Consider the following 24101-nt stretch of genomic DNA (forward strand, 5'->3'; position numbering starts at 1 on the left):
GTGCTATAGGCCTTGAGCCGTAGGACAGTGAAAGATATCAGTAGTCATGTGTTGTTGCAAAGGACAACAGAAAAGGAGATAGGGACAATGAGGTTCGAAAAGATGACGAAGGTCATAGCCCTGACAGGTGCTGTGGCCATGGCGTTCGGACTCGCCGGCTGCGGCGGATCCGGCAGCGGTTCCTCTGCGTCGGGCAAGGGCGGGAAGACCGAAATCTTGGTCTGGTCCTGGGATTCGACCCTTCCTCGAACTGTCAAGGGATTCGAAGCCAAGAACCCCGACATCAAGGTGAAGGTCACCAATGTCGGCACCAACAAAAAAGAGTACACGGCCTTGAACAACGCTCTGTCCGCCAACAAGGGCGCCCCTGACCTTGCACAGATCGAGTATTATGCTCTGCCTGAATATGCCACTCAGGACAAGCTGCAGGATCTGTCTGACATGGGCGCCTCCGGATACAAGAGCTTCTATACGCCGGGCACCTGGAATTCAGTGAATCTGAATGGGGGCGTCTACGCGCTGCCTATGGATTCGGGCCCCATGGCTCTGTTCTACAACAAGGAGGTGTTCGACAAGGCCGGAGTGACCGAGGTCCCCACGACCTGGGATGAGTATTACGAGGCAGCCAAGAAGATCAAGGCTGTTGGCTCCTACATCACCTCGGACTCAGGCGATGCAGGGTTCTTCGATTCCATGACCTGGCAGGCCGGCGCCAAGCCCTTTGCCACCAGCAAGGACGGCAAGACCGTCACCATCAATCTGACCGGTGATTCCAAGGTCAAGAAGTGGGACGACTACTGGCAGAAGATGATCAATGAGGACTTGATCAACACCAAGATTCCCGGATGGTCTGATGATTGGAACAAGGGCCTCAATGACGGATCAATCGCTTCTTTGCTCACTGGCGCTTGGATGCCCTACAACCTGCTGTCGGGTGCTCCTGATGCCTCTGGCAAGTGGCGTGTGGCGCAGATGCCGACCTGGGAGAAGGGCGGCAAAGAGAATTCCGAGAACGGCGGGTCTTCGCTGGCTATGATCAAGACCAAGGACGATGCCAAAAGCAAGGCTGCATATAAGTTCCTGGAATACGCCTGCCACAACGCCCAGGGCATTAAGACCCGTGTCGATGGCGGCGCTTTCCCGGCTGACAACAACACGCTGAAGTCCAACGAGTTCCTTTCGATGACCACCTTGAAGGATGCCAACGGCAAGGACAACGAATACTTCGGCGGCCAGAAGTTCAACGAGGTGCTGTCGCAGGCCGCCAAGAACGTTCTGCCTGGCTACCAGTTCCTGCCGTTTGAGGTCTATGCTCGCGGGATCTACGGCGACAAGATGACCGCCTTCACCTCCAAGTCGGCCACCCTGGATCAGGGTATCGCGGCTTGGCAGAAGGACCTGCAGAATTACGCCAAGCAGCAGGGCTACACGCTCAAGGAGTAGGAGTGACTCATATCAAACCAGCGTTGTAGCGCGGGTTTCCTTATTGCAGTGCCGGCCAGAGGGGCCCCAGGGTATTTTCCTTTGGTCTTCCTCCGGCCGGTTTTTCATACACATCGTCGTGTTCTCCCCGTGGCCTTCAACAAGGCATGAAGCGGGTAAGAGGTTGTGATCACGATCAGTACCAGCATGTTCCACAATTGCAGTGGTCATCTGTTCGATTGTCGTCGCGCAGCGAAGGGGCGGCGTCGACAATTCCTGTCTTCATCGTCTGAAGAACAATAAAAGGAATACTCATGAAATTCATGCGAACTATGGCGGTTATCGTAGCGGCGGCAGCGACTTCGACAGCCCTGGGCGGTTTTATGCCGGCCTATGCCGAACCTTCCGCACCAGCAACAGTGACGGTGCGGCCAAATCCCTGGTATGCCAATGGCCCATTTCAAGGCTGGGGCACATCATTGGCATGGTTTGCCAATGCCACAGGCCAATACGGTGAACCAGGGTCCATTACCCGCAGCAGCGGAAACCCCGTGACGGATGCCAAAGCACTGGAGTATGGCAAGCAGCTGCGAGAGAAGTTCTACACCAGTATTTTCGGCAAGGAAGGACTGGGGCTGAATAAGGCTCGTTTCAACATTGGCGGAGGCAACGCCTCAGACGTGGCTTATGGATACCCGTTCATGCGTCAGGGAGCGGCTGTTCCCGGCTACTGGGCGGAAGACCAGGATGGAAGCAAGGGGTTGTATGGTGGCGTAACTACCAAACAAGCCGACAAGAATGCCTTGGATCAGGCTTTTGATCCGACATCGGAGGATTCCTACGTGTGGGGTCCCAAGTCTTCCAAGAGCGACGCCGCCAAGTCCCTGCAGGCGCAGGAATGGTGGCTGAAACGCGGGGTCAAGGACGGCGATATCACTCATCTGGAGGCTTTTGCCAACTCAGCCCCCTGGTTCATGACCGAAGACGGATATGCCACCGGCGGTTTTCGATCCGGAGACAACAACCTCAAGGATCCCGAGAAGTTCGCCGGATACATGGCCAAAGTGGTGAGTCATCTGGATCAGTTGAAAGCTGACAACGGCAACAAGGTAAGGATCAATACGGTCGAACCCTTGAATGAGTCGGAGACGGCCTACTGGGGGACGCCGGACGGAAGGGCCTCAGACGATTGGCCCAGTGATCAACAGGCCCTGATCACACGCTATTGGGAACGGTACTATGCGGATAAGGACAAGTCCGTCACGCCTTATTCGAAAGCGGTGAAGAAGCCCCAGGAAGGCATGCACGTCGACAACGCCCAGGCTCAGCAAACCATTCTGGCCCTGGACAAGGCGCTCAAATCCGAAGGTTTGAAGGATGTCAAGGTCTCAGCGACGGATGCAACCGACTCCGGACAGTTCGTTGACTCCTACAACCAATATCCGCAGGAGGTTCGTGACGCGATAGGGCAGTACAACACGCATTCATACGGCACCAACCGTCAACGTGTGGCCAGGGACATCGCTCAGAGCGACGGCAAGGTCATGTCCATGAGCGAGGTTGACGGCTCCTGGCAGGGCGGCGGATTCAACCCCTACGGCTTCGACAACGGTCTGGGCATGGCAGGGAAGATCAACAACGATGTCTATGCGCTGCAGTCTCAGGATTTCACCTTCTGGCAGGTGGTTGAGGACCTGTACAACATGTCGACCGAGGACAAGGATGTCAACGGGAACCAAGCCAACCCTCAGGGTGAAAACACCAATTGGGGTACTGTCCTGATCGACTTTGACTGCACTGTTGCGGGCAGTGACGGAAAACTGTATTCCGAGCGCGCTGTGGACAACAACGGGGGCAGGACCACGGGCATCAAGCCTTGCTCCGTCGTAGTGAACTCCAAGTACAACGCGGTTCGGGCATACACCCAATTCATCCATGAGGGGGATTCGATCCTGGCCAATGATGCCACCAAGGATAATATGACCGCCCGTTCGGCCGATGGCAGGACGCAGACCATCATCCACCGCAACGACAGCGACAGCCAGCAGCGCCTGGTCATTGACCTTTCCAAATACGGCAGCATCGACAAGAATGCAAGCGGCAAGCTGTTCCTGACCACTGCGCCTGAACCCAAGAGCGATCCCTACGAGGCCACCATGGATTACATGAACGGGTACTCCAATCAGGAGCGTCCCGGAGCGGTCCATATCGATTCAGTCGCCAAGACGGCCACGGTTGAATTGCCTGCCCGTTCGATCGCCTCCATTCAGCTGTCGGGCGTGAGCGGCAAGTCCGATCAGGCAGGCGTGCAGGATGGCGAGAGCTACCAGCTTGTAGGGCAACAATCCGGACGAGCACTTCAGGCCCTTGGCGATGGCAGCCTGGCCATTGAAGATTCGGCGCCGGATTCAGGGGCCGGCGCAGCTCAGACCTTCGTCTTCCACCAGGTCAAAGCCCCTCGAGAGCGTCCGGAGCTCAAGCTGTATATCATCACCGATCCCACAGGGAAAAAGATATTGGGGGACCAGGGCACAATGGTCTCTGGCGCCGCTGACAAGGCAAATTCAGATCTGCGGCAGTGCTGGATATTCAACACCGAGGATGGATCCTCGTGGAGTCTGGTCAATGCAGCGAGCAAGAGCGCACTAGAAGTGAGCGGGCAGGCCACTGCTGCTGGTTCGCCGGTCGGGCTCTACGCTTCCAACGGCGGAGACAACCAGGCCTGGACTATGAGATCCACCAAGCCTTCGGGTGTGCAGCAGGTCTATGTCCAGGCTCGAAAGGGCGGACAGCTGAAGATGCCGACGACGGTCACTCCCTACTATCCTTGGGGCCTCGGGTCTCCGGTCCCCGTTCAATGGGATACCAGCATGATCGACGTCAGCAAGGAAGGTCGATATCAGGTGACCGGTCAGGCTGTCGACGTATTTGGCCATGCCGTCGCATGCAAGGCTGAAGTTTATATTGGCGACTTCACCGTCGCTGATCCGGTATCCGTCACCCTCTTGGTTGGCTCAAGCCGTCAGCAGGTGGAGGATGCAATCAAAGCGGCCCCGGTTTATGCGCATGTCGGAGCTTCCGAGGCTATGGAGGCGGACCGCACGGCTGTGAAGTGGGACTTCTCTCAGCTGGACGGGCAGCTTGCCGATGCTCATGCAGGCGACAGACTGACAGTCAAAGGACGCTTGGGGTTGGTCGGCGGCACAGGGTTGCCGGTGACGGCCTCTGTCTATCTGATGCAGGCCAAAGAGCAGAACATTGCCGACACCAGCAGCAACCTGACGGTCACTGACCAACAGACCGAGTACGGCAAGGCTGAACAGTGGAAGAAGCTGACAGACGGGGATACCGCCGCCGAGGCCTGGGTGACATGGAACTCCCAAGGCGATTACTCGCATAAGCCCACCGCCACTCTGGATTTCGGCCAGGAGCGGGAATTGGGCTCGCTGGTCATCACCTATGGCGACCACGCTCCTAGCCGCGCTCAGGCTGAATACAGCTTGGATGGTCGAACCTGGCTCCCTCTGGGATCAGCTGCCAGTCCAAAGCCCAGACAGACCGTGACATTCAAGGGCGATGCCCGGGTCAAGGCCAGGCAGGCCCGAATCGTCAACACGGTGCAGGGCGACTTTATGAACGCCTCCGAAATTCAGGCCTGGGCCATTCCGAAGGCTGATCCAGTGCATAATATCGCCCCCTCCTCCAGCTCTCACTTCAAGGTGAATGTGCAGGAAGGCTCGACGGCTGCGAAGGCAATAGACGGCGACAGCATCCACAAGGGCTGGTCCACCTGGAACCAGGCGGGAACCCCGGTTGCCACCTTCACCTTCGACAATCTTCAATCCATCAGCCAGGTCAAGACCACCTTCTTCCGGGATGGCCGTGCCTCCTGGCCCAAGTCCCAGACCTTGGAGTATCAGGACGACAAGGGCGCCTGGCAGAGGGTCGGCGTGAAGAGCGGCTGGTACGTCCAGCCGGGTTCCGGTGCGGATACCTCTACGGATGCGGACACTCCTGTGGCTGACTTCCGCATGTCAACGCCCATAGTCGCCAAAGCTCTGCGTCTGACCAATACCCTGCAGGATACGGGCGTCTATATCAACGTGGCGGAAATTGAGGTTTTCGGAACGCAGACGCAAGTCAAGGCTGAACCTATGCCGTCCGCAGACAAGGCCTTGGGCGATCTTCGCTTGGATGGCAAGACCATAGACGGGTTCCTTCCTGACAAGACTGATTACACCGTGCCGCTCCCTGCCGGTTCGCAAGGCAATCCGAAATTGCAGGCCTTTGCGCGCGACACTGCCGCTACGGTGAAGGTCAGGCATGTGAATGCCGAAGAGTCCGTTAAACGTGACGGGATTATTCTGGGCGGCAAGGATGTGATCACGGTCAATGCAGCTGACGGCAGCGGGAGCTCTGAGTACACCGTCAACTACCTTCCTTCCGTTCTTCAGAAACTGCTGGTCACGCCGCCCAGCAAAACCCGATATCTGCTCAATGAGCGGCTCGACCTGTCCGGCATGGCTGTCAAGGCTGTGTATTCAGGGCCAAGTGGAGAACCCGTCAAGGTGGATATCAGCATCAAGGATCCCGAATTGCAGATGAGCGGGTTTGATTCAGCACAGCCAGGCAGGAAAAATGTAACCGTGACCTACCGCGGTGTCAGTGCCGCCTTCCAAGTGGATGTGGTTGATGGCAATGCAGGAGATGCCGATTCACAGCCCGGCTCGAGTCATGGTTCAGGAGCCCCCGCTCATGCCAAGCAAGAGGGCGGCTCAGACGGTGGCAGCGCCTTGAGTCGGACCGGCGCGAATGTGACGCCAACGATTCTGGCGATCGTGGTCTGCCTGCTTTGCGCAGGATCAGCATTGGCTGCAGCTCGCCGTCATCTGAAATGATTCTGAGAAGAGGAAAGCGATGAAGCTCAATCGAAGAAACATATTGGGATTCGCCGCGGCAGTCGTCGCCTTAGCGCTCCTGTCGCCCGGATCTGCGGCTGTAGCCGCGCAGGAGAAGACGGAGCAATCCGGTTCCGCCGGATCCACTCGACAGAGAACCGTTCGGGATGATGATCTCCGGACCATATTGGATACCACGAGGATTGAGGATCTGCAGCCGCTGGCATCAGGTCATCGATCCGATGATCAGAGCACGGCGCCTTATGATCATGCAGAGCCCAACAAGGACGACGTGGATAGGCTCAAGCATGCGCGGTCTGCGGCCGAGGGAGTCCTGGCCTCAGGCTCTGCCGATGAAGGGGAGAAGGGTCAGGCCGGCAAGGACTTGAAGCAGGCCTTCGCCGCTGTGCGCTTCATCTACCATTACACTGCGGTGACAGGCACCAATGGCGACAGGATTTTCGACAACAAGGGCGATCTGATTCAGGCTCATGGCGCCGGAATCCAACGGGTCAGCGCTGCCCTTCTTCCTGCCGCTGATCGGGGCCTGGACGCGGATGGAGACGGATATGTCTACATTCTGTGCGGCGAGGATAAAACCAGCGGTCTGGTAGCGCATGGCGTGCGGATATACTATTCCGACGATCTGTGCAACTGGGTAGATAAGGGACTGGGCTTTCAGACTTATCAAGGCGACAAGGATCTGGCCGATAAATTGGCGGGCTCTGACCGCGTCTACCAGCGTTATTACAACGTGGCCAATCTGGAATCCGATCCGGATTACACGAACATCTACGGCCAGGATTTCAAGGCATTCTCCACGGACGCCTCCAATGCCAACATCTCAGGACCTCAGCAGGCCTTGGACTACCTGCTTTGGGATTTGAAGGCGCTGAGAGGCGACGGATCGGATCCGAAGAAGTCCAGCTGTGTCTTCGAGCGTCCCAAGATGGTCTACAACCCGGCGACCAAACGCTGGGTTATCTGGTTCCATGCGGATGGGCCGCGATACGGCAACGAGGCCACTGCAACCTATTCCAAGGCTAAGGCCGGGGTCGCCATTTCTGAAGGTTCCGATCCGGCTGGGCCATACAAGTATCTGGGTTCCTTCCGCATGAGTCCCGGCGTCAACCTCGGCAACCCTGGCATGGCGCGTGACATGAACCTATATGTGGACTCCGGCAAGGATCAGAATCATGACGGCGTCGATGATGCCTATCTGGTGTATTCCAGCAACGAAAACCGCGATCTGACCATCTCGCTTCTGGACAAGACCTACACCAAGCTGGTTGAGCCGAATGCTCGACAGCAAAAAGGCGTGGATGTCTCCGCAGGAGACACCTACAACATCGTGGCCAGCAATAGCAAGGAGTCGCCGGCTCCCTTCAAGTGGAACGGCAGATATTACATCATCTATTCGGGCACTACCGGCTGGGCTCCCAATGAAAACAAGTATGCGGTCAGTCAGGGCGATGATTTTCTGGGGCCTTACTCGGAGGTAGGATCGCCCTTCGTCAAGGGGAATGGCTGGAACCAAAGCCCGGCCAATTCCTTCTCGACTCAATCCAGCTCGGTCATTCCCTATGACCCCGCGCACGGCGTTTTCCTCTATTGGGGCGACCGCTGGTTCAACCCTGACACCGGAAATGACATCAGCCAATCCAGGTATGTGATGACACCGATGCAATTGGTGAACGGGCATGTCCAGGTGCTGCCGGCTGCCGACTGGAAGCTGTCCGGCATGGATAGGTATCAGGCCATCGATGTGGTCAATGCCGATCTGCCGATTGAAAGCAGTTCTGTCAGTCGGATCGTTGCTGCGCTGCCCAAGAGCCTGAGCGTCAGAGTCGGCGGCCAGACAGCCATCCGGCAGGCCACGGTCAACTGGGAGCCCTACTTTGGCGCAGACCGCCCGTACGGGCAGGTGACGTTCAAGGGGAAGCTGCCTGATTACCAGAATGCGCCTATCAGCTTCACGGCTTCCATCTATCCGGAAAACTCCCGTCTGTTCATTGACGTGGGCTCGGACCCTTCGAATGAGTCGAGCTACTACCGCAAGCTCAAAACCAAGGCTCCACAACTGATGAATGCAAACCGCAGCGACCAGGAATACACCGCTCAAGGCAAGTGGGGCCTGAGCAGCCGCAAAGGTACCGATGTCGAAGCATACGAGACCAGCCAGAACGGCATCTATGAAACAGGATACTGGGCAAAGTCCGGCAAGGACATACGGTATCAGGCGGATTTGCCAGCCGGTACCTATACAGTTCAAGCGGGCTATCAGGAGTGGTGGAACAACAAGCGCCAAACCGAGTTCTCGGTCGTCTGCCATGACAAGACCATCGGCAAGACGAATATCGTGCCTGTTCAGGCCGGGAATGCCACCGATCCGATCACTTTCACCCTGGATCATGCCGACAGCGTGACCTTCCTGACAAGATCCACAGGCGGCGGCGATCCCTTGCTGAGCTGGATAGGGATCTCTGCGCAGGATGATGACCAGGTGGTTTCAGTCCAGCAGATTCAAGGCATCAGAACATTCAAGCAGGGCAGTCAGCCCGAGCTTCCCGACAAGGTGAGTGTCAGCAAGGCGAATGGAGAAAGCGAGGAGCGGGCCGTGCACTGGCTGACCGATGCGTCGAGCTTGACCCTCTATGCGCCTACCGAGGTGCTGGGCACCGTAGAAGGCACGACACTGCCTGCCAGAGCCAGCGTTCAAGAGGTGGAGGATGGGCTGTCCTACTTCATTGATGTCAATGGAGGGGAGTCCTCGTCCACCTACAAGATGCTGAGTGCCTTGTACGATGGCAAATTGGCCAATGGTTCCGCAGATCAGGGCTTTGATGACCTGTGGGGCAATGCCTCTGGCAATTATGGAACGAAGGCTGACGGCAATGCCGATCCCTATGAGTCAGGCGTATTTGCCGGGGCTGATGGCAAGAAGGGGAATCTGTCCTACAAGGTTCTGCTGGCACCTGGCGAGCATCAGGTCTCCTTCGGTTTCCACGATTGGTGGAACCAGAGCAGGCCGACGGTGATCAGCTATTCCTATGACGGTCTTCCGGCATCCCGTGCAGAGAATCGATTGACGACCGCGACCGTTGACGGCGGACGAACGATCGCCTCAGGAAGAGTCAAGATTCCGCAGGGCTGGAACAAGGTAGTCACTTTCACCTTGGATTCCTCTACGGGGACTGGGCCGATACTCAATTGGATCTCCGTCAAGGGTTCGCTGCCCTTAGGACCAGTGCCTGTGCGGCAGCAGCCTGTGATCTCGGGAGCCTCCAATGCGAAAATCGATCAGGGCTCCAGCTTTGATCCTAAAGCCGGGGTCAGTGCAGTGGATTCCTTGGAAGGTGATCTTACCCAGGCAATTCAAGTACAGGGGTCCGTGAATAGCGCCAAGGCCGGGCAATATGCGCTGGACTACACGGTTGCTAATTCAAGGGGCAAACAGGCCTCTGAAAAGCGGATAGTCACGGTCAGCACCGTTGCAGGCAGCTCTTCCGACGAGCCGAAGGATCCGGGTGACAGCTCCGGCACCAATCCAGGTAAGGGTGCCGGTGTAAAGCACAAGACCGGAACGCAGAAGCATTCTGAGGGTTCGAGGCTTTCAGCGACGGGGTCGAACACGGAATTCTTCCTAGCGATGGCAGCTCTAAGCATGCTGTCGGCCCTGGTTTGCTTTGGGCTGATTCCGCATATCCGTCAACACAGGATGGAGAACAGACTATAGTGCATCATCCCGGTGCGATGTGAAATGATGATGCCCCTATCCTCAGGGATAGGGGCATCGGTCAATCTGCTGGACGAGCTGCCTAGCTATGTCAGACCGTGGTTAAGCCGGACCGTGTTCGCACCTGCTCGGTCAGACTTGCTTTCTGGCTACCATCGAGAAGGTCAGGGGGATCTGAGGCTGACTGCGAGGCATGACCCATCCCTCAGGGGTGGACTCGAGCATTGGCAGTGACTGCCAGTCGGCCACATCATGCTCGCCAATGGCCTCTATGGTCAGTCCGGCTTCCAGGAGGACGCTGCTTATCTCCTGGAAGTCATGAGCCCAATTGTGATTGGTGGTGTGCGTAATTCGGGGTTTCGTCTCGTCTTCGGTCGAGTCGACTGCCGACGTGTAGGTTTGATCCGTTTCATAGGTCGTTTCTGTTCCGCCGAAATAGTCTTGAACTATCGACAAGCCCTCATTGTCCAGGGCGAAAAGCAGGGGATGGTTGTCGCGGATCATAAATAGTCCACCGTCTGCCAGCAGGGAGGCTATTGAGCGAGCCCAGTCCTCCAGATCAGGAAGCCATGTGATCGTCCCGCTGCTGCTGACGATCACATTGAACGAGCCTTGTTGCTCGGGCATGGCGTTTGCGGCATAACGGGCATCGCCTTGGACATAGGTTATGGATGCGCCGGCCCGTTCAGACAGACTTCTAGCATAATCCAGCGAAGTGGGTGAGAAATCCAGACCATATACGTCTCGAGCTCCCAGACGCCACCATGACAGGGTGTCAACGCCTATATGGCATTGCAGATGCAAAAGACGCAACCCTTTGACGCCGTGTTCGGATAGGTGCGGCTTCAAAACCTCCAGATCGCGCAAGGTCGCTGCCGACAGGGCCGATGGGTCATCCGCAAAAGCGTCAAGATCTCCATAACCACCGTTGGCGTGCACAACAGCCCTGTTATTCCAGTTGAGAAGATTATCCTCTACATCCTCGTTCTGGTGCAATTCATGAGGCATGGTATTCCTTTCGGATGAGGCCTATCGACAGTGATCGAGCCGGTCAATGTTTAAAAAGGCTTTCAAGTGCAGATTTGTCAATCAAGTGCGAACACGCAGCTCTGCAATATTCTGATTATCCACTTCCTTGACAGATACAGGGTGCCCCGGATGCGATTCGAACGCACGACACCTTCTTTAGGAGAGAAGTGCTCTATCCCCTGAGCTACCGGGGCAACGGAAACTACTGTACCACGACGTGGGACTTGGGCAGGTCGCCGGTGTGCAGGCTAGCGCCTTACTCTTCGTGGAAAAGTCAGCACCCTATCCCCGCCCGCCATAGGATCATGGTTTACAATTGCTCAACGGTCGAGCTGACTGCGTGTCCCTTGGAAGGGGCCGAGTCGGCGATGATTTGCTGGAGGAGACCATGGCGAGATTCAGACAGTCCTTCCTGGTGAGGCATGTCTTTGGGTGGGTGGCTAGGCTGTTGGCGCTGGCAAGCTTGCTGGCTCTGGCGGCGAGAGCCTGTCCGGCATGGCTTTCATCGATGCCTTACCTGCCGGATCTGGCTGCTCTGACGCCCTGGTTCATCTTATTGGGCCTACTGGCCCTGATCCTCGCTCTGATGGCTTCACGATGGTTCACGGCTTTGGTGCTTATCGCTGCCTTGGCCTTGAACGTCTACTGGCAGTATCCCTTCTACCAGCAAGGATCCCAGCTCAATGGGCAAGCCGATCAGTCCATGACTGTTGAGCATCCTGACCGGTACGACAACGTGGCCCGGGTCATGACGATGAACGTCTACAAGGGTCAGACCGATGCCGATCAGGTAGTCAAGACCGTCAGCGACAACCGGGTCGAGGTGCTGGCTCTGCAGGAGGTCAGCAGGGATTTTGTGGACCGTCTGCACAAGGCTGGCATCGACCGCTATCTGCCGCACGAGCAGCTTTCCACATCTTCGAAGGAATACGCCAATGGCCTTTGGACGGCCGCGCCGATGCAGTCGCCCTCAAAGGACGACGTGGGTTCTCGTTCCTCCATGATGCCGGCGGCCAGCATCGACTTCGGCAGGGGAAAGACCAGTGTCAGATTCGTTTCGGTCCATACCACCTCGCCGCAACCAGGGAGCTGGAATGCCTGGCGACGCAGCGTGTCCGACCTGGGAAACCTGCGAAAGCATGAGCACACTCGATACGTGCTGATGGGCGACTTCAACGCCACCTATGATCATGCGGTCTTCCGAGACATGCTGGGGGAGCGGTTCAGTGATGGCGCACGTCAGGTCGGGCACGGCATGAGCATGACCTGGCCGGCCAACAGAGCCCCATTGCCCAGGCTGGCGGCCATCGATCATGTGGTGGTGGACCGCAGCATCAGGGCCAATCGGCTGCAGACCATACCTATCGCGGGCTCGGATCATGCAGCTTTGCTGGCTACGCTGATGGTGGAGTAGGGGGCTTTTCAGGCATCCAAATTGGACTGGGTGCCAGCCTGGGCTCCGGCGCTGGCCTGCTCCTCCTGGGCGGCATCGAGCTTGGCCCGCACCTGGCCCAGCAGCTCCTGGGCACGTTTGGCCAAGGCTTCACCGATTTCCCACTGACGCATGGAGGCATCCAGGTCCAGGCCACCTGCCTCCAGCGCTTGAACCGCCTGAATCAGCTGGTCTCGGGCCTGCTCATAGGGCAGTTTGGCGATGGTTTCGCGTTCCTTCTGACTCAGAGCCGAAGCCAATACCGGCTGATCCTTGCTTTGCTCCTCATCGGTGTCGCTCATGCCTGCTCCTCTTCTTATCTGATTTTTATCTGGTGCGTTATCAAATTGCAGATAGCGCGGATGGTTATCGCGGATGATTATATGTGGCTGAACATCTCGGACGGGTCACTGCCCGCTGACGACTCTGGTCTCGATTCGCCCCTCCTTGACAGTCAGAGTCAGATCCTGATCAGCCTGAACCTGCTGAGGACTGATGACTACCTTCCCATCCAGAGTCTGCACGACTGCGTATCCACGGTCCAGCGTGGACTGGGGAGAGAGGGCGGTCAGCGAGGACTGGAGCTTCTCCACGGTCAGGGATGCGTCGTCAACGATCCGCCGGAGGGCAATGTCCAGGCGGACCAGGGACTCGTCGACCAGCCGTTGGGGCTTGTCCAGCATGGTCTGTGGCTTGGTCAGGCTGGGGCGGTTGGCGTATCCTTCAATCAGCCGTGTCTCGCCTTCGACCATATTTTCGATACGCGCGTTTATACGCATCCGGGCTTCCTGGATGATCCCCTCCTGTTCGACCAGGTCGGGCACCACGCGCTTGGCTGCGTCGGTTGGGGTGGAGGCGCGCAGATCCGCTGCTAGGTCGATCAGAGTCCAGTCGTCCTCGTGACCAATGGCCGAGACGATGGGGGTGACGCAGGCAGCCGTGGCCCGGACCACGGACTCGTCTGAGAAGCCCAGCAGATCCTCGAAGCTGCCGCCACCCCTAGCCACGATGATCACATCCACAGCCGGATCGGCGTCCAGCTTCTGGATGGCCTCGACCACCTCAGGCGGACACTGAGGTCCCTGGACGTGGGCATGCACCACGGAAAATTCGATGGTAGGCCAGCGCAGACGGGCGTTGGTGATCACATCCCCTTCGGCTCTGGCCTTGGGGGCGCATATCAGGCCGATGCGCCGGGGAAATTCAGGCAGGGGAACCTTGTTCTCTGCATCGAAGAGGCCTTCGCCCTTGAGCTTGCGTCTGAGCTGATCGATCTGTTCCTTGAGGTCACCGGTGCCGACACGCTTGATCCGGTCGGCCATGAAGCTCAGACGGGTCTGCTTGATCCAGAGGTCAGGCCGCCCGTGCACCACCACCCGGTCGCCCTGGCGGAATTCCCGGGCCTGGGCGGCGAAGGCCCGAAAGCCCATGACGTTGATGGAGATGTCTTCGAAGTTGTCACGCAGGGTCAGATATGCTGAACCGGTACGGCGGGTGTTGATCTCCACGATCTGACCCTCCACCCAGGCTCCGGGCCAGCGAGCCACTGCGTCGTGGTACTTCTGGCTGAGCACGCTGACCGGCCAGGGGTCTTCCTCGGTGGTATCTCGAGCCAGGCGGGGCAGCTGATCCAGGGGTTTGGGTGCTAGTCCTGACGAGGCTGACCCAGCTGGTGCACCCATTGACCCGTGCATGTTCGAACCCATGTATGCTCGCACCTGATGCCTCCTGACCATCAATTCCGCCAGCCGACCAACTCATCTGGCATCGGCCTGTGCAGGATGGCATGCGGGTTGGTCAGTGAGGAAAACGTTCTTTCAGGGTCTCTCAATACGGGGACAAATCCATGGCCTCTGAAGGGCCTTCGCAAGATCTCTGCCGGCTGCTCATAAGTTGATTTCATCGTGGGCGCAGTTGTTTTCTACCCTTCCAGAGAGGGCCGTGGTTGAGGCGCAAGCGTGGAGGGCAAGGGTTGCGACCAATTCTTTGATCCACCTGCGCAAGTCTGAGGCTTGCCTGTCCAGAGGCGGTTTTGCTGGCGGCTATGTCGAAGTTGACAGCCTTGATTCCTCGATATCGCAGAAGTTATTCACAATCTGGCGGTAGCATAAATAGAGTAAGCTGGATATGATGTGGTGTCTGCTTTTCGAACCCATCATGCGGCGGTCTCACGGATTGAGGTTGTTTCATGTCTGATGGCGTCGACATAGCGGGTCGATATAAGGGGACAGGACCGCGGGATCTCCTGCGTGTGGGATTGGACATTGGTTCCACCACGGTCAAGGCCGTCGTTCTTGGCAGGGGTGACGGGCTGGATCAGGCGCTTTTCAGCGACTATCGCCGCCATCACGCCAATGTGCGGCAGTGCGTGGCCGAATTGGTTACGGACATCAGGCTTTCGTTATCCAAGGTTGGTCTGGCCGGCAATCCCATTAGTCTGGTGATCACTGGCTCGGGCGGGCTGGAACTGGCTAGCCAGCTTCAGGCGGAGTTCGCCCAAGAGGTCATCGCTGAGACCGAGGCCATCAACGCCACCTATCCCGAGGGGGACGTGATCATCGAGCTGGGCGGCGAAGATGCCAAGATCACCTATCTGAAGCCCACTCCTGAGCAGCGGATGAACGGGTCCTGCGCGGGCGGTACTGGTGCCTTCATCGATCAGATGGCCACCCTGCTCAACACCGATGCTTCAGGCCTGAACGATATGGCCTCAAAGTACAAGACCATTTACCCCATCGCCTCGCGTTGCGGAGTCTTCGCCAAGTCAGACTTGCAGCCCCTGATCAACGACGGAGCCGCCAAGGAGGATCTGGCTGCATCCATCTTCAACGCCGTTGCCACACAGACCATTTCCGGTCTGGCCTGCGGACGTCCCATTCGCGGCAACGTGATCTTTTTGGGCGGGCCTCTCTTCTTCATGAGCGAGCTGAGGGAAGCCTTTAAGCGGATTCTCCAGGACAGGGTCAGTCGCTACATCATCCCTGAGAATGCACACCTCTATGTGGCCTATGGCGCCGCCATTATGGCTGGTCGCCACGACCAGGATGACCAGGACAGTACTGCGCAGGTCAAAACTGACTACTCGCCAGAAACCGATGTGAACGACCCCTTCGGTCCGGCTTGGGGACTGGACCAGGCGGAGGTCGACAAGGCACGGTCCGAGAAGGCTTCGAACCTGGACACGATGGCTCTGCAGGATGCCATGCAGGATGGCCGCACCACCACACTGGTCAGCGGCGACGATAAAGTCCAGGCGGCCGAGACCGGCAAGGATGCTCGCCAGGATCAAGACATGCATTTTGATCTGACTTCGCTGGATGGCGTCCTTTCTGCATTGAAGGGCTTGGAGAACATGCCCTCCACGGCCAGAACGATCCGGCCGCTCTTCCTGACCGAAGACGAGCGCAGGGAGTTCAACGACCGGCATGGGGCCCAGGTCATCCCTACTGGTGATCTGTCTGGGGCCAAGGGGCCGCACTTCCTGGGCATCGATGCGGGCAGCACCACCATCAAGGCCGTGCTGATCAACGATGACAAGACCATCGTCTGGTCCACTTACGGGGTACATAAGGACAGCCCGCTGATCGCCGCCGCCAACATCGTTAAGGAGGTCAGGAAGTCCCTGCCGAAGGGCGCCTACATTGCCCGCGCCTGCGCTACTGGCTATGGTGAGGGCCTGGTCAAGGCCGGCCTGCATGTTGACGAGGGCGTGGTCGAAACCATGGCCCATTACAGGGCCGCCGAGGAGATCAGCCCTGGGGTCACCTCGGTCATTGACATCGGCGGGCAGGATATGAAGTACATCGCCGTAAATGATGGGGTCATCGATTCGATCTGCGTCAACGAGGCCTGTTCGGCCGGCTGCGGGTCCTTCCTGCAGACCTTCGCCCAGTCCATGGGCATCAGCATCCAGGAGTTCACCAAGCAGGCACTGGCCTCCGAGGCTCCGACCGATTTGGGCTCCCGCTGCACGGTCTTCATGAACTCCTCGGTCAAGCAGGCTCAGAAGGAGGGCGCCTCCCCGGAGGACATCGCCGCCGGGCTCTGCTACTCGGTGGTCAGGAACGCCCTCTACAAGGTCATCAAGCTGCGTGATGCCAACGCCCTGGGGCCGGTGGTCGTGGTCCAGGGAGGTACCTTCCTCAACGATGCCGTCCTGCGGGCCTTTGAGCTCCTTACCGGTCGCAAGGTGACCAGGCCCAACATTGCCGGACTCATGGGAGCCTACGGCGCCGCACTGACGGCCCGCATGCACTGCCCGCAGAATGACGAGGTCGAGGATCTTACTGTGGCCAGCTCTCACATGGCCGACGGGGTGGAGTCCGTGGGCAGCACGCCCACTACGCCTAATATGGCTCCGGCTTCTACCAAGTCACAGTTGTCACCGGCCGCCGTCAACAAGATTGCCTCTAAGAATGACCAGGGGTTCAAGACGACCATTCCTGACCTGAAGGTGCAGGACGGCCATGTGGTCAGCTCCATCCTGGCGGGGGACGATCTGGACAACCTCTCCATGATTACCACTCACGATGTCTGCAAGCTTTGTCAAAACCATTGCAAGCTGACCATCACCGAGTTCGAGGACGGCGGCCGCTATGTGACCGGGAACCGCTGCGAGCGTGGCGGAGACAAGAACAGGAAGCGCTCCGACAGGCCCAACCTCTACGACTTCAAGTACAAGCGGGCCTTCGCCTACCGCCGTCTGACTCCGGACAAGGCCACTAGGGGCGATATCGGCATCCCCCGTGTGCTCAACATGTACGAGGACTACCCCTTCTGGTTCACCCTGCTGACCTCCCTGGGCTTCCGGGTCATGATCTCCGGGCGGTCCAACCACGAGCTTTTTGAGAGCGGAATGGAGTCCATCGCCTCCGAGAACATCTGCTACCCGGCCAAGCTGGTCCACGGGCACATTCATTCCCTGGTCGACAAGGGCATCAAGACCATTTTCTATCCCTGCGTCACCTATGAGCAGGAGCTGGTTCCCGATACGGACAACCACTACAACTGCCCCATCGTGGCCAACTACCCAGTGGTGATCGAGGCCAACATGGCCGAGCTCAAGGAGAATGGCGTCCGCTTCATGCGGCCCTACTTCAACCTGTCCAACAAGGAGAAGATGGTTGAGCGGATCGTCAAGGTCTTCGCCTGGGCCAAGGTGAGCGAGGCTGAGGCCCGGACGGCCGTCCAGGAGGCCTACCGGGAGGACGCCCGGTTCAAGGAGGATGTCCGGCAGGAGGGACTTCGTGCCCTGGCCTACATGCAGGAGTATGGGGTCAAGGGTGTAGTCCTGTCAGGGCGCCCCTACCATGTGGATCCCGAGGTCAACCACGGCATTCCCGAGACCATCTGCTCCCTGGGCATGGCCGTGCTCTCCGAAGACTCCATCTGCGAACTGGACGTGCATGATATGCCCAAGCTGAGCGACTACATCATTCCTGCGGCAGGGGAGCGGGCCCTGGCCTCCAACAACCCCACGGCTGCCAAGTTCCGCAAGACCGTGCCGCGCTTTGGTGGCGACCATCAGAAGATGCCTCTGAGGGTGACCGACCAGTGGGCCTATCATTCCAGACTCTATTCCGCAGCCAGGTTCGTCTCCGAGTATCCCGACCTACAGCTGGTCCAGCTGGTCAGCTTCGGGTGCGGCGTGGATGCCATCACCACCGACCAGGTCCAGGAGATTCTGGCCGACAAGGGCGATGTCTACACGCAGCTGAAGATCGACGAGGTCTCCAACCTGGGTGCAGCCAAGATCCGCCTGCGCTCGCTGAAGGCCGCCATGGACGAACGCCACCAGCGGGATCTGCTGCAGGAGGACGGCGAAAATCAGAAGGAAGCCCCCGTCAAGGGACAGGCGCCTGAGAGGGTCTCGGTCAAGGATAATGCCGTGGTCAAGAATGTTGACCCATCGACTGACCTGGTTCAGGCGGAGGATTCATTTGACTCTCAAGATTCGCAGGACCCTGTCAGCCATATTGAAGCAGTGGATGCGAATGTCTCTGACCAGCCGAGATCCGATGGATTCCGATCTACCAATGCGCAGAAGATCAGCCTGTCCCGACGCAAGGTTGACATTGTGGCTCTGGCCCGGTTCGTAGCCCTGCACGACAAGAGCGATCAGGGTCTGATAGGCCTTCACCCGATGGGCATCAGGCCCATCCGGGAGACCATGGCCTCGCAGCAGAAGGAACGGGAAGCCGAAAGCAGGTCGGCAGACAGTTCCGCCGACCAGAGCAAAGACGTCCAGGCTGGCGGAGCTGCCGCCAAGCCGACCCTGTCCAAGTACGCTACTGAGCATCGCTTCACCAAGGAGATGGGGCATAAGTACACGGTTGTTGCGCCGCAGATGTCCCCTGTGCATTTCTCCCTTCTGGAGGCGGTCTTCTCTAGTGCCGACTACCACTTCGAACTCCTGAAGCATGCCACGGCCGAAGACATCAATACCGGTGTCAAGTACGTCAACAACGATGCCTGCTTCCCGGCCATCATCGTGGTGGGGCAGCTGGTCAACGCCTTCCTGTCCGGCAGGTTCGACCCGCACAAGTGCGCGGTCATCGTCACTCAGACCGGCGGCATGTGCAGGGCCACCAACTACTACGGCCTTCTGCGCAAGGCTCTGGCTGATGCAGGCTATGGCTATGTGCCGATCATCACGCTGAGCGTACAGGGGTTCAGGGCGAATCCAGGCCTTCAGGTGACCCCTGCCTTGCTTCACCGCGCTGTCAAGGCCTTCTATCTGGGCGATGCCATGATCGAGTGCCTGCTCAGGGTCCGCCCCTACGAGCAGGAGCCCGGCTCCGCCAACAGGCTCTACAAACTCTGGGACACGATCTGCAAGGAGACCATCGAGCATCATGGGTACTCCAAGACCGCCAAGAAGGTGTATGGCCACGGTTATCTGCCCTATGGGACGTTGATGAAGCGAATGATCCGGGCCTTCGACCGACTGCCCTTGCGTAATATCTCCCGCAAGCCTCGGGTGGGCGTAGTTGGGGAAATCCTGGTCAAGTACCATCCCGATGCCAACAACCATGTGGTCGACCTGATCGAGAGCCAGGGCTGTGAGGCCGTGCTCCCCGGTGTCTGCGACTTCATGGTCAACGGCATATCCAATGCTGAATGGAACGAGGAGATGCTAGGCACCGGTGGTCAGGTGGGCGTCAAGAAGATCGTCCTCAAGGCGGCGGATGCCTACCGTGCCCCCATGATCGCCGGCTTCAAGGCTTCCAAGGGAAAGTTCGACATTCCTGCCCACATCAGCGATCTGAGGGAGAAAGCCGCATCGGTCACCTCCCTGGGTGTTCAGGCCGGAGAGGGTTGGCTCCTGACCGGCGAGATCATCGAACTGATCCAGTCCGGGGCCCCCAACATCGTCTGCGCGCAGCCTTTCGCCTGTCTGCCCAACCATGTGACTGGACGTGGCATGTTCGGCAAGATCCGCAGAACCTACCCCGAAGCCAACATTGTCGCGATCGACTACGATCCCGGCGCTTCGGAGGCCAACCAGCTCAACAGGATCAAGCTGATGATCGCTGCTGCCAAGAAGCCAGGCGACCCGCAAAACACCACGCAGAGCCTCAAGGCTGACGTCGAATCCGAGGAAGAGGAATCGACCGGTCTGGATGCAGAGCAGGCAGGACACGTCCAGGATGAGGAGAAGGTTCTGGAGAGCCTGTAGCCAGGCCGTGGCCGGTGTTTGGGCCAACCCGCCTGTCATGAAAGTAGTTGAACCACGAAGATCAAGGAGAGAGAGGGGTTGCCTATGACCAGCCTCGAGGAGATCAAGGCTCTGCTGGACACCGATCAGATCTACATTGCCGATACGCCCGAAATGAAGCAGGTCCAAGATGCCCAGCAGGATCTGGTCTTCGACTTCAACGCCTGCCGCCCCACCCAGGTGGAGAAAAAGCGGGATCTCTGCCAAAGGATGTTCGGGTCATTCGGCCAGGACAGCTGGATTGAGGGACCGGTGCGGGCCAACTGGGCCTGTAACACTTACTGGGGGAGCAAATGCTATGCCAACTTCAACCTGGTTCTAGTCGACGACGGCCGAATTGACATAGGCGATCACACCATGTTCGGACCCAACGTCACCATCGTCACCACCGGGCATGCGATACGTCCCGATATACGTGCCTATGGAACGCCCCAGTTCTCGGTTCCGGTCGGCATCGGCAGGAATGTGTGGATCGGAGCAGGCTCCATCGTCATGCCGGGAGTGACCATTGGAGACAACACGGTCATCGGGGCAGGGTCTCTGGTCACCAGGGACATCCCTTCCGATGTGGTCGCCTACGGCCACCCCTGTAAGGTCGTCCGTCCCATCGATGACCACGATTATGAGTTCTACTGGAGGGATCGACGGTATCAGGCGCCTTATGATGCCAGGCCCTTCAGGATGAGTCAGGATGGCTGAACTAAAAAATAAGTGTTTGATTGACGCTTGCGGATCGGTGACAATTCAGCCAGTGGCCCTGGAAAGCTCTATTGTGATCAGCAGCGCTCTTTGGGTGTGCAGAAGCGGATGCCCGATTTCATGTCGTCAGAAATGGTCCGAGGAGATCTGTCGGTTAATCCAGCAGGCATCGGCAGGATATTGCTGTGGGTGACTCGACGATCCGAAAGTGCAGATGATCAGTGAAAAGATCTGGGTAATCAGCCTGGATTGCAATTCCTCGGTAGCGAGCCATGCAGCGGTTTTTGGTCTAGGAGCATCAATAAATCTGCATGGAAAGCACGGTATTTGCTGCATTGCAGGCTTTGAGAAAGTTAGTTGTCCGTTTCGGTTTATCAGCCGTCCGCCCAAGGCATGCGGATGCTGCTTTCGGATGCAGCGGATGCGGCTGGCCTGAACGGTCCAGTACGGGACCTGGCTGGTTTGGTCACCGTGCAGGAGGGCATCAACCCCCGGGCGAGCAGGTCGCCTGCCTGCTCAATTACTCGTCAAGGAGGTCAGACCCGACGCTTTCTATGAGAGCATCGGCTGGTGGCTGACGGGCAAGCTGACCCTCAGGCTCACGTGAACCAGGGTCGGCCCATGACCGTCGGACCCTGGGACTTGGCAAACATCGTTCTTTGGACCGTCTTTAGTCTGACCGGCTGCAAAGATATCAGTTAACGGGTTTTCAGCGAGAAAGGGAGGTGTCCAGATGGCAGCAAAGGAGTTGACGCAGAATCTGCCCTACTGCAATCCCGACCTAAGCGTGCAAGAGCGGGTGGCCGACCTGCTGGGCCGGATGACCCGGGAGGAAAAGGTGGGTCAGATGATGCAGCTGGATGCCCGCCAAGGAGTGGACAAGGAGGTGGTGGATCAGCATGCCGGATCCCTGCTGCATGTCTCTGCGAAGAATATGACCAAGGTTGACCAGGCCGTTCATCGCACCCGTCTAGGCATTCCCCTGCTGATCGGCGACGATTGCATCCATGGCCATTCCTTCTTTCGCGGGGCCACCATTTTCCCTGAACAGTTGGGCATGGCGGCCTCTTTTGATCCTGAGCTGGTCCGGCGTATGGGACGAGCCACGGCCCAGGAGGTCGCCGCAACGGGCATCCACTGGACCTTTTCCCCGGTGCTTTGCATCGCCAGGGACACCCGTTGGGGACGGGTGGACGAGACCTTCGGCGAGGATCCCTTCCTGATCGGCGAGCTGGCTTCGGCCATGGTGCGCGGCTACCAGGGCGGATCAGCCATGACCGGGAACCTGCCCAAGGATGCTGTGCTGGCCACAGCCAAGCACTTTGCCGGATACTCCGAAACCCAGGGCGGGCGCGATGCCTCCGAGGCCGACCTCTCGCACCGCAAGCTGCTCTCATGGTTCCTGCCGCCCTTCGAGCGCCTGGCCAGGGAGGGCGTGGCTACCTTCATGCTGGGCTACGAGTCCATTGACGGGGTTCCCGTCACCATCAACAACTGGCTGCTTAACGACGTGCTGCGCGGGCAGTGGGGCTACCAGGGCACCCTGATCACGGACTGGGACAACGTGGGCCGGATGGTCTGGGAACAGAAGGTGCAGCCCGACTACACCAGGGCCGCTGCAGCCGCCGTCAAGGCTGGCAACGACCTGATCATGACCACGCCCGATTTCTATCAGGGAGCCTTGGATGCACTGGATGCCGGGCTGCTGCGCGAGGAGGACCTTAACCGGGCGGTCAGGCGCATCCTGGCTCTGAAATTCCGTATGGGGCTCTTTGAAGATCCGCGTCTGCCCGATCCCGAGACTCAGAAGGCGGTCATCAACTCGTCTGAGCACCAGGAGCTCAACCTCCGGGTGGCCCAGGAGTCGGCGGTCCTTTTGAAGAACGACGGCATCCTGCCCCTCTTTGGCGGTGTGGATGCCGATGGCCGCCCCGGTGATGACTCAGCGCACAGCATCGCCCTGGTGGGTCCGCTGATCGACGATGCCCAGAACCAGCTAGGGGACTGGGCTGGCGGCTCGGGTCAGTGCGACTGGATCAAGGACCAGCCTCGGGAGATGATCTTGACTGTGGCGGACGGCCTGCGCCAGGAGCTGCCTGAAAACTGGCGGCTCAACTGCGAGCAGGGCGTCGAAGTGGTCCGTCTGGTTGATGACCCGGCGGGTCCACTCTTCCCTGACGGTCAGCCCAGGCCCAAGTTGGCGGCCCCGGCCAGAATCGATCAGGGCCGCTTCGACAGGGCCATCGACCAGGCTAAACAAAGCGACCTGGTGGTGGCTGTAGTCGGTGACGTGATCCAGCTGGTGGGCGAGGGGCGTTCGACTGCCACCCTGGAACTTTACGGTCCTCAGCGCGATCTTCTGGATGCCTTGGCGCAGACGGGCAAGCCCATGGTCATCGTGCTCATGTCTTCCAAGCCGCTGATCCTGCCCCCGTCCGCGCAGTCGGCCAAGGCCCTGATCTGGCAGCCCGACCCGGGCATGCAGGGCGGTCGTGCCCTGGCCAGGATTCTCACCGGCACGGTTGAACCCACAGGCAGACTGCCCATTACCTTCCCCAGACACGCCGGGCAGCTGCCGATCTACTACAACCAGATCCGAGGCCAGCACGGTGATCGCTATGCCGATCTGACCCAGGATCCGGCCTTCGCCTTCGGCCAGGGTATGGGCTACACCACCTTTGCCTACGGAAAGCCCTTGGTCGATGGACCAGACACCGTGGGCCCCGAGGATACGGTCAGGGTGACCGTGGACCTGACCAACACCGGCCAGCGGCCAGGCACCGAAGTAGTTCAGGCCTATATCAGCGACTTGGTAACCTCCGTCAGCTGGGCTGACCGCGAGCTCAAGGCCTTCCGAAGGATTCAGCTGGATCCAGGGCAGACTCGGAAGGTGGTCTTCGATCTTGCAGTGGCTGAGTGGACCCTGGTTGATGCCGACTGCAACCGTAGGGTCGAACCCGGTCAGTTCCAGGTGCTGGTGGGATCCTCCTCGCGTAGGGAAGACCTACAGGCTGTAACGGTGACCGTAGGGTGAGCCTGCGATCGACTGAGTTGCGGTTGTTTCGGATTGCAGCTGTTATAGGTCATGGCTGCTCCGGATGGCCGTCGGTCGGTTGACGGCCATCCGATAGCGGAACTCCTCGCGTGTTGGTTGCCTAGGGGCTGCGC

At 58.6% G+C, this 24101-nt stretch carries 10 protein-coding genes and 1 tRNA gene; 7 read left to right on the plus strand and 4 right to left on the minus strand.

Annotated elements, in window-relative coordinates; genetic code table 11:
* Positions 1–87: 87 nt before the first annotated feature.
* The 3 genes from ACUIAD_RS04860 (at position 88) to ACUIAD_RS04870 (ending at position 10056) form a co-directional block, all read left to right on the plus strand.
* Positions 88–1443: an ABC transporter substrate-binding protein gene (locus ACUIAD_RS04860; RefSeq protein ID WP_445342946.1), complete on the plus strand. Its 1356-nt coding sequence runs from the start codon at positions 88–90 to the stop codon at positions 1441–1443.
* A 293-nt stretch (positions 1444–1736) separates the two neighbouring features.
* Complete coding sequence (locus tag ACUIAD_RS04865) at positions 1737–6320, plus strand: discoidin domain-containing protein (protein ID WP_445342947.1); 4584 nt, start codon at positions 1737–1739, stop codon at positions 6318–6320.
* Positions 6321–6339: 19 nt separating this feature from the next.
* Positions 6340–10056 (plus strand): immunoglobulin-like domain-containing protein, encoded by a 3717-nt coding sequence (locus ACUIAD_RS04870; RefSeq protein ID WP_445342948.1) that lies wholly within the window; start codon positions 6340–6342, stop codon positions 10054–10056.
* A gap of 132 nt (positions 10057–10188) precedes the next feature.
* Here the strand turns inward: ACUIAD_RS04870 and ACUIAD_RS04875 are convergent, their stop codons facing one another.
* Both ACUIAD_RS04875 and ACUIAD_RS04880 read right to left on the minus strand, forming a co-directional pair.
* The gene (locus ACUIAD_RS04875; RefSeq protein WP_445342949.1) at positions 10189–11064 is read right to left on the minus strand and encodes a class I SAM-dependent methyltransferase; all 876 of its coding nucleotides are present in this window, start codon (positions 11062–11064) and stop codon (positions 10189–10191) included.
* Between the two features lie 142 nt (positions 11065–11206).
* Positions 11207–11279 (minus strand) — tRNA-Arg (locus ACUIAD_RS04880).
* Between the two features lie 194 nt (positions 11280–11473).
* Between ACUIAD_RS04880 and ACUIAD_RS04885 the strand changes: the two genes are divergently transcribed.
* Positions 11474–12499 (plus strand): endonuclease/exonuclease/phosphatase family protein, encoded by a 1026-nt coding sequence (locus tag ACUIAD_RS04885; protein ID WP_445342950.1) that lies wholly within the window; start codon positions 11474–11476, stop codon positions 12497–12499.
* A gap of 8 nt (positions 12500–12507) precedes the next feature.
* Here the strand turns inward: ACUIAD_RS04885 and ACUIAD_RS04890 are convergent, their stop codons facing one another.
* Positions 12508–12819: an exodeoxyribonuclease VII small subunit gene (locus tag ACUIAD_RS04890; protein WP_445342951.1), complete on the minus strand. Its 312-nt coding sequence runs from the start codon at positions 12817–12819 to the stop codon at positions 12508–12510.
* Positions 12820–12924: 105 nt separating this feature from the next.
* On the minus strand, positions 12925–14199 hold the full coding sequence (gene xseA, locus ACUIAD_RS04895) for an exodeoxyribonuclease VII large subunit (RefSeq protein ID WP_445342952.1): 1275 nt from the start codon (positions 14197–14199) through the stop codon (positions 12925–12927).
* Between the two features lie 506 nt (positions 14200–14705).
* Between xseA and ACUIAD_RS04900 the strand changes: the two genes are divergently transcribed.
* The 3 genes from ACUIAD_RS04900 (at position 14706) to ACUIAD_RS04910 (ending at position 23967) form a co-directional block, all read left to right on the plus strand.
* Positions 14706–20195 (plus strand): acyl-CoA dehydratase activase-related protein, encoded by a 5490-nt coding sequence (locus tag ACUIAD_RS04900; RefSeq protein WP_445342953.1) that lies wholly within the window; start codon positions 14706–14708, stop codon positions 20193–20195.
* Between the two features lie 84 nt (positions 20196–20279).
* Complete coding sequence (locus ACUIAD_RS04905; protein WP_110451825.1) at positions 20280–20933, plus strand: sugar O-acetyltransferase; 654 nt, start codon at positions 20280–20282, stop codon at positions 20931–20933.
* Positions 20934–21666: 733 nt separating this feature from the next.
* Positions 21667–23967 carry a glycoside hydrolase family 3 N-terminal domain-containing protein gene (locus ACUIAD_RS04910; protein ID WP_110451826.1) on the plus strand — a complete coding sequence of 767 codons (2301 nt, stop codon included), beginning with the start codon at positions 21667–21669 and terminating at the stop codon, positions 23965–23967.
* The last annotated feature ends 134 nt before the right edge of the window (positions 23968–24101 follow it).

The organism is Bifidobacterium sp. ESL0819, from assembly GCF_052606245.1.

Coding starts and splice junctions, on each gene's coding strand:
- ACUIAD_RS04860 (WP_445342946.1), top strand. CDS start 88: ATGAGGTTCGAAAAGATGACGAAGGTCATAGCCCTGACAGGTGCTGTG.
- ACUIAD_RS04865 (WP_445342947.1), top strand. CDS start 1,737: ATGAAATTCATGCGAACTATGGCGGTTATCGTAGCGGCGGCAGCGACT.
- ACUIAD_RS04870 (WP_445342948.1), top strand. CDS start 6,340: ATGAAGCTCAATCGAAGAAACATATTGGGATTCGCCGCGGCAGTCGTC.
- ACUIAD_RS04875 (WP_445342949.1), bottom strand. CDS start 11,064: ATGCCTCATGAATTGCACCAGAACGAGGATGTAGAGGATAATCTTCTC.
- ACUIAD_RS04885 (WP_445342950.1), top strand. CDS start 11,474: ATGGCGAGATTCAGACAGTCCTTCCTGGTGAGGCATGTCTTTGGGTGG.
- ACUIAD_RS04890 (WP_445342951.1), bottom strand. CDS start 12,819: ATGAGCGACACCGATGAGGAGCAAAGCAAGGATCAGCCGGTATTGGCT.
- xseA (WP_445342952.1), bottom strand. CDS start 14,199: ATGGGTGCACCAGCTGGGTCAGCCTCGTCAGGACTAGCACCCAAACCC.
- ACUIAD_RS04900 (WP_445342953.1), top strand. CDS start 14,706: ATGTCTGATGGCGTCGACATAGCGGGTCGATATAAGGGGACAGGACCG.
- ACUIAD_RS04905 (WP_110451825.1), top strand. CDS start 20,280: ATGACCAGCCTCGAGGAGATCAAGGCTCTGCTGGACACCGATCAGATC.
- ACUIAD_RS04910 (WP_110451826.1), top strand. CDS start 21,667: ATGGCAGCAAAGGAGTTGACGCAGAATCTGCCCTACTGCAATCCCGAC.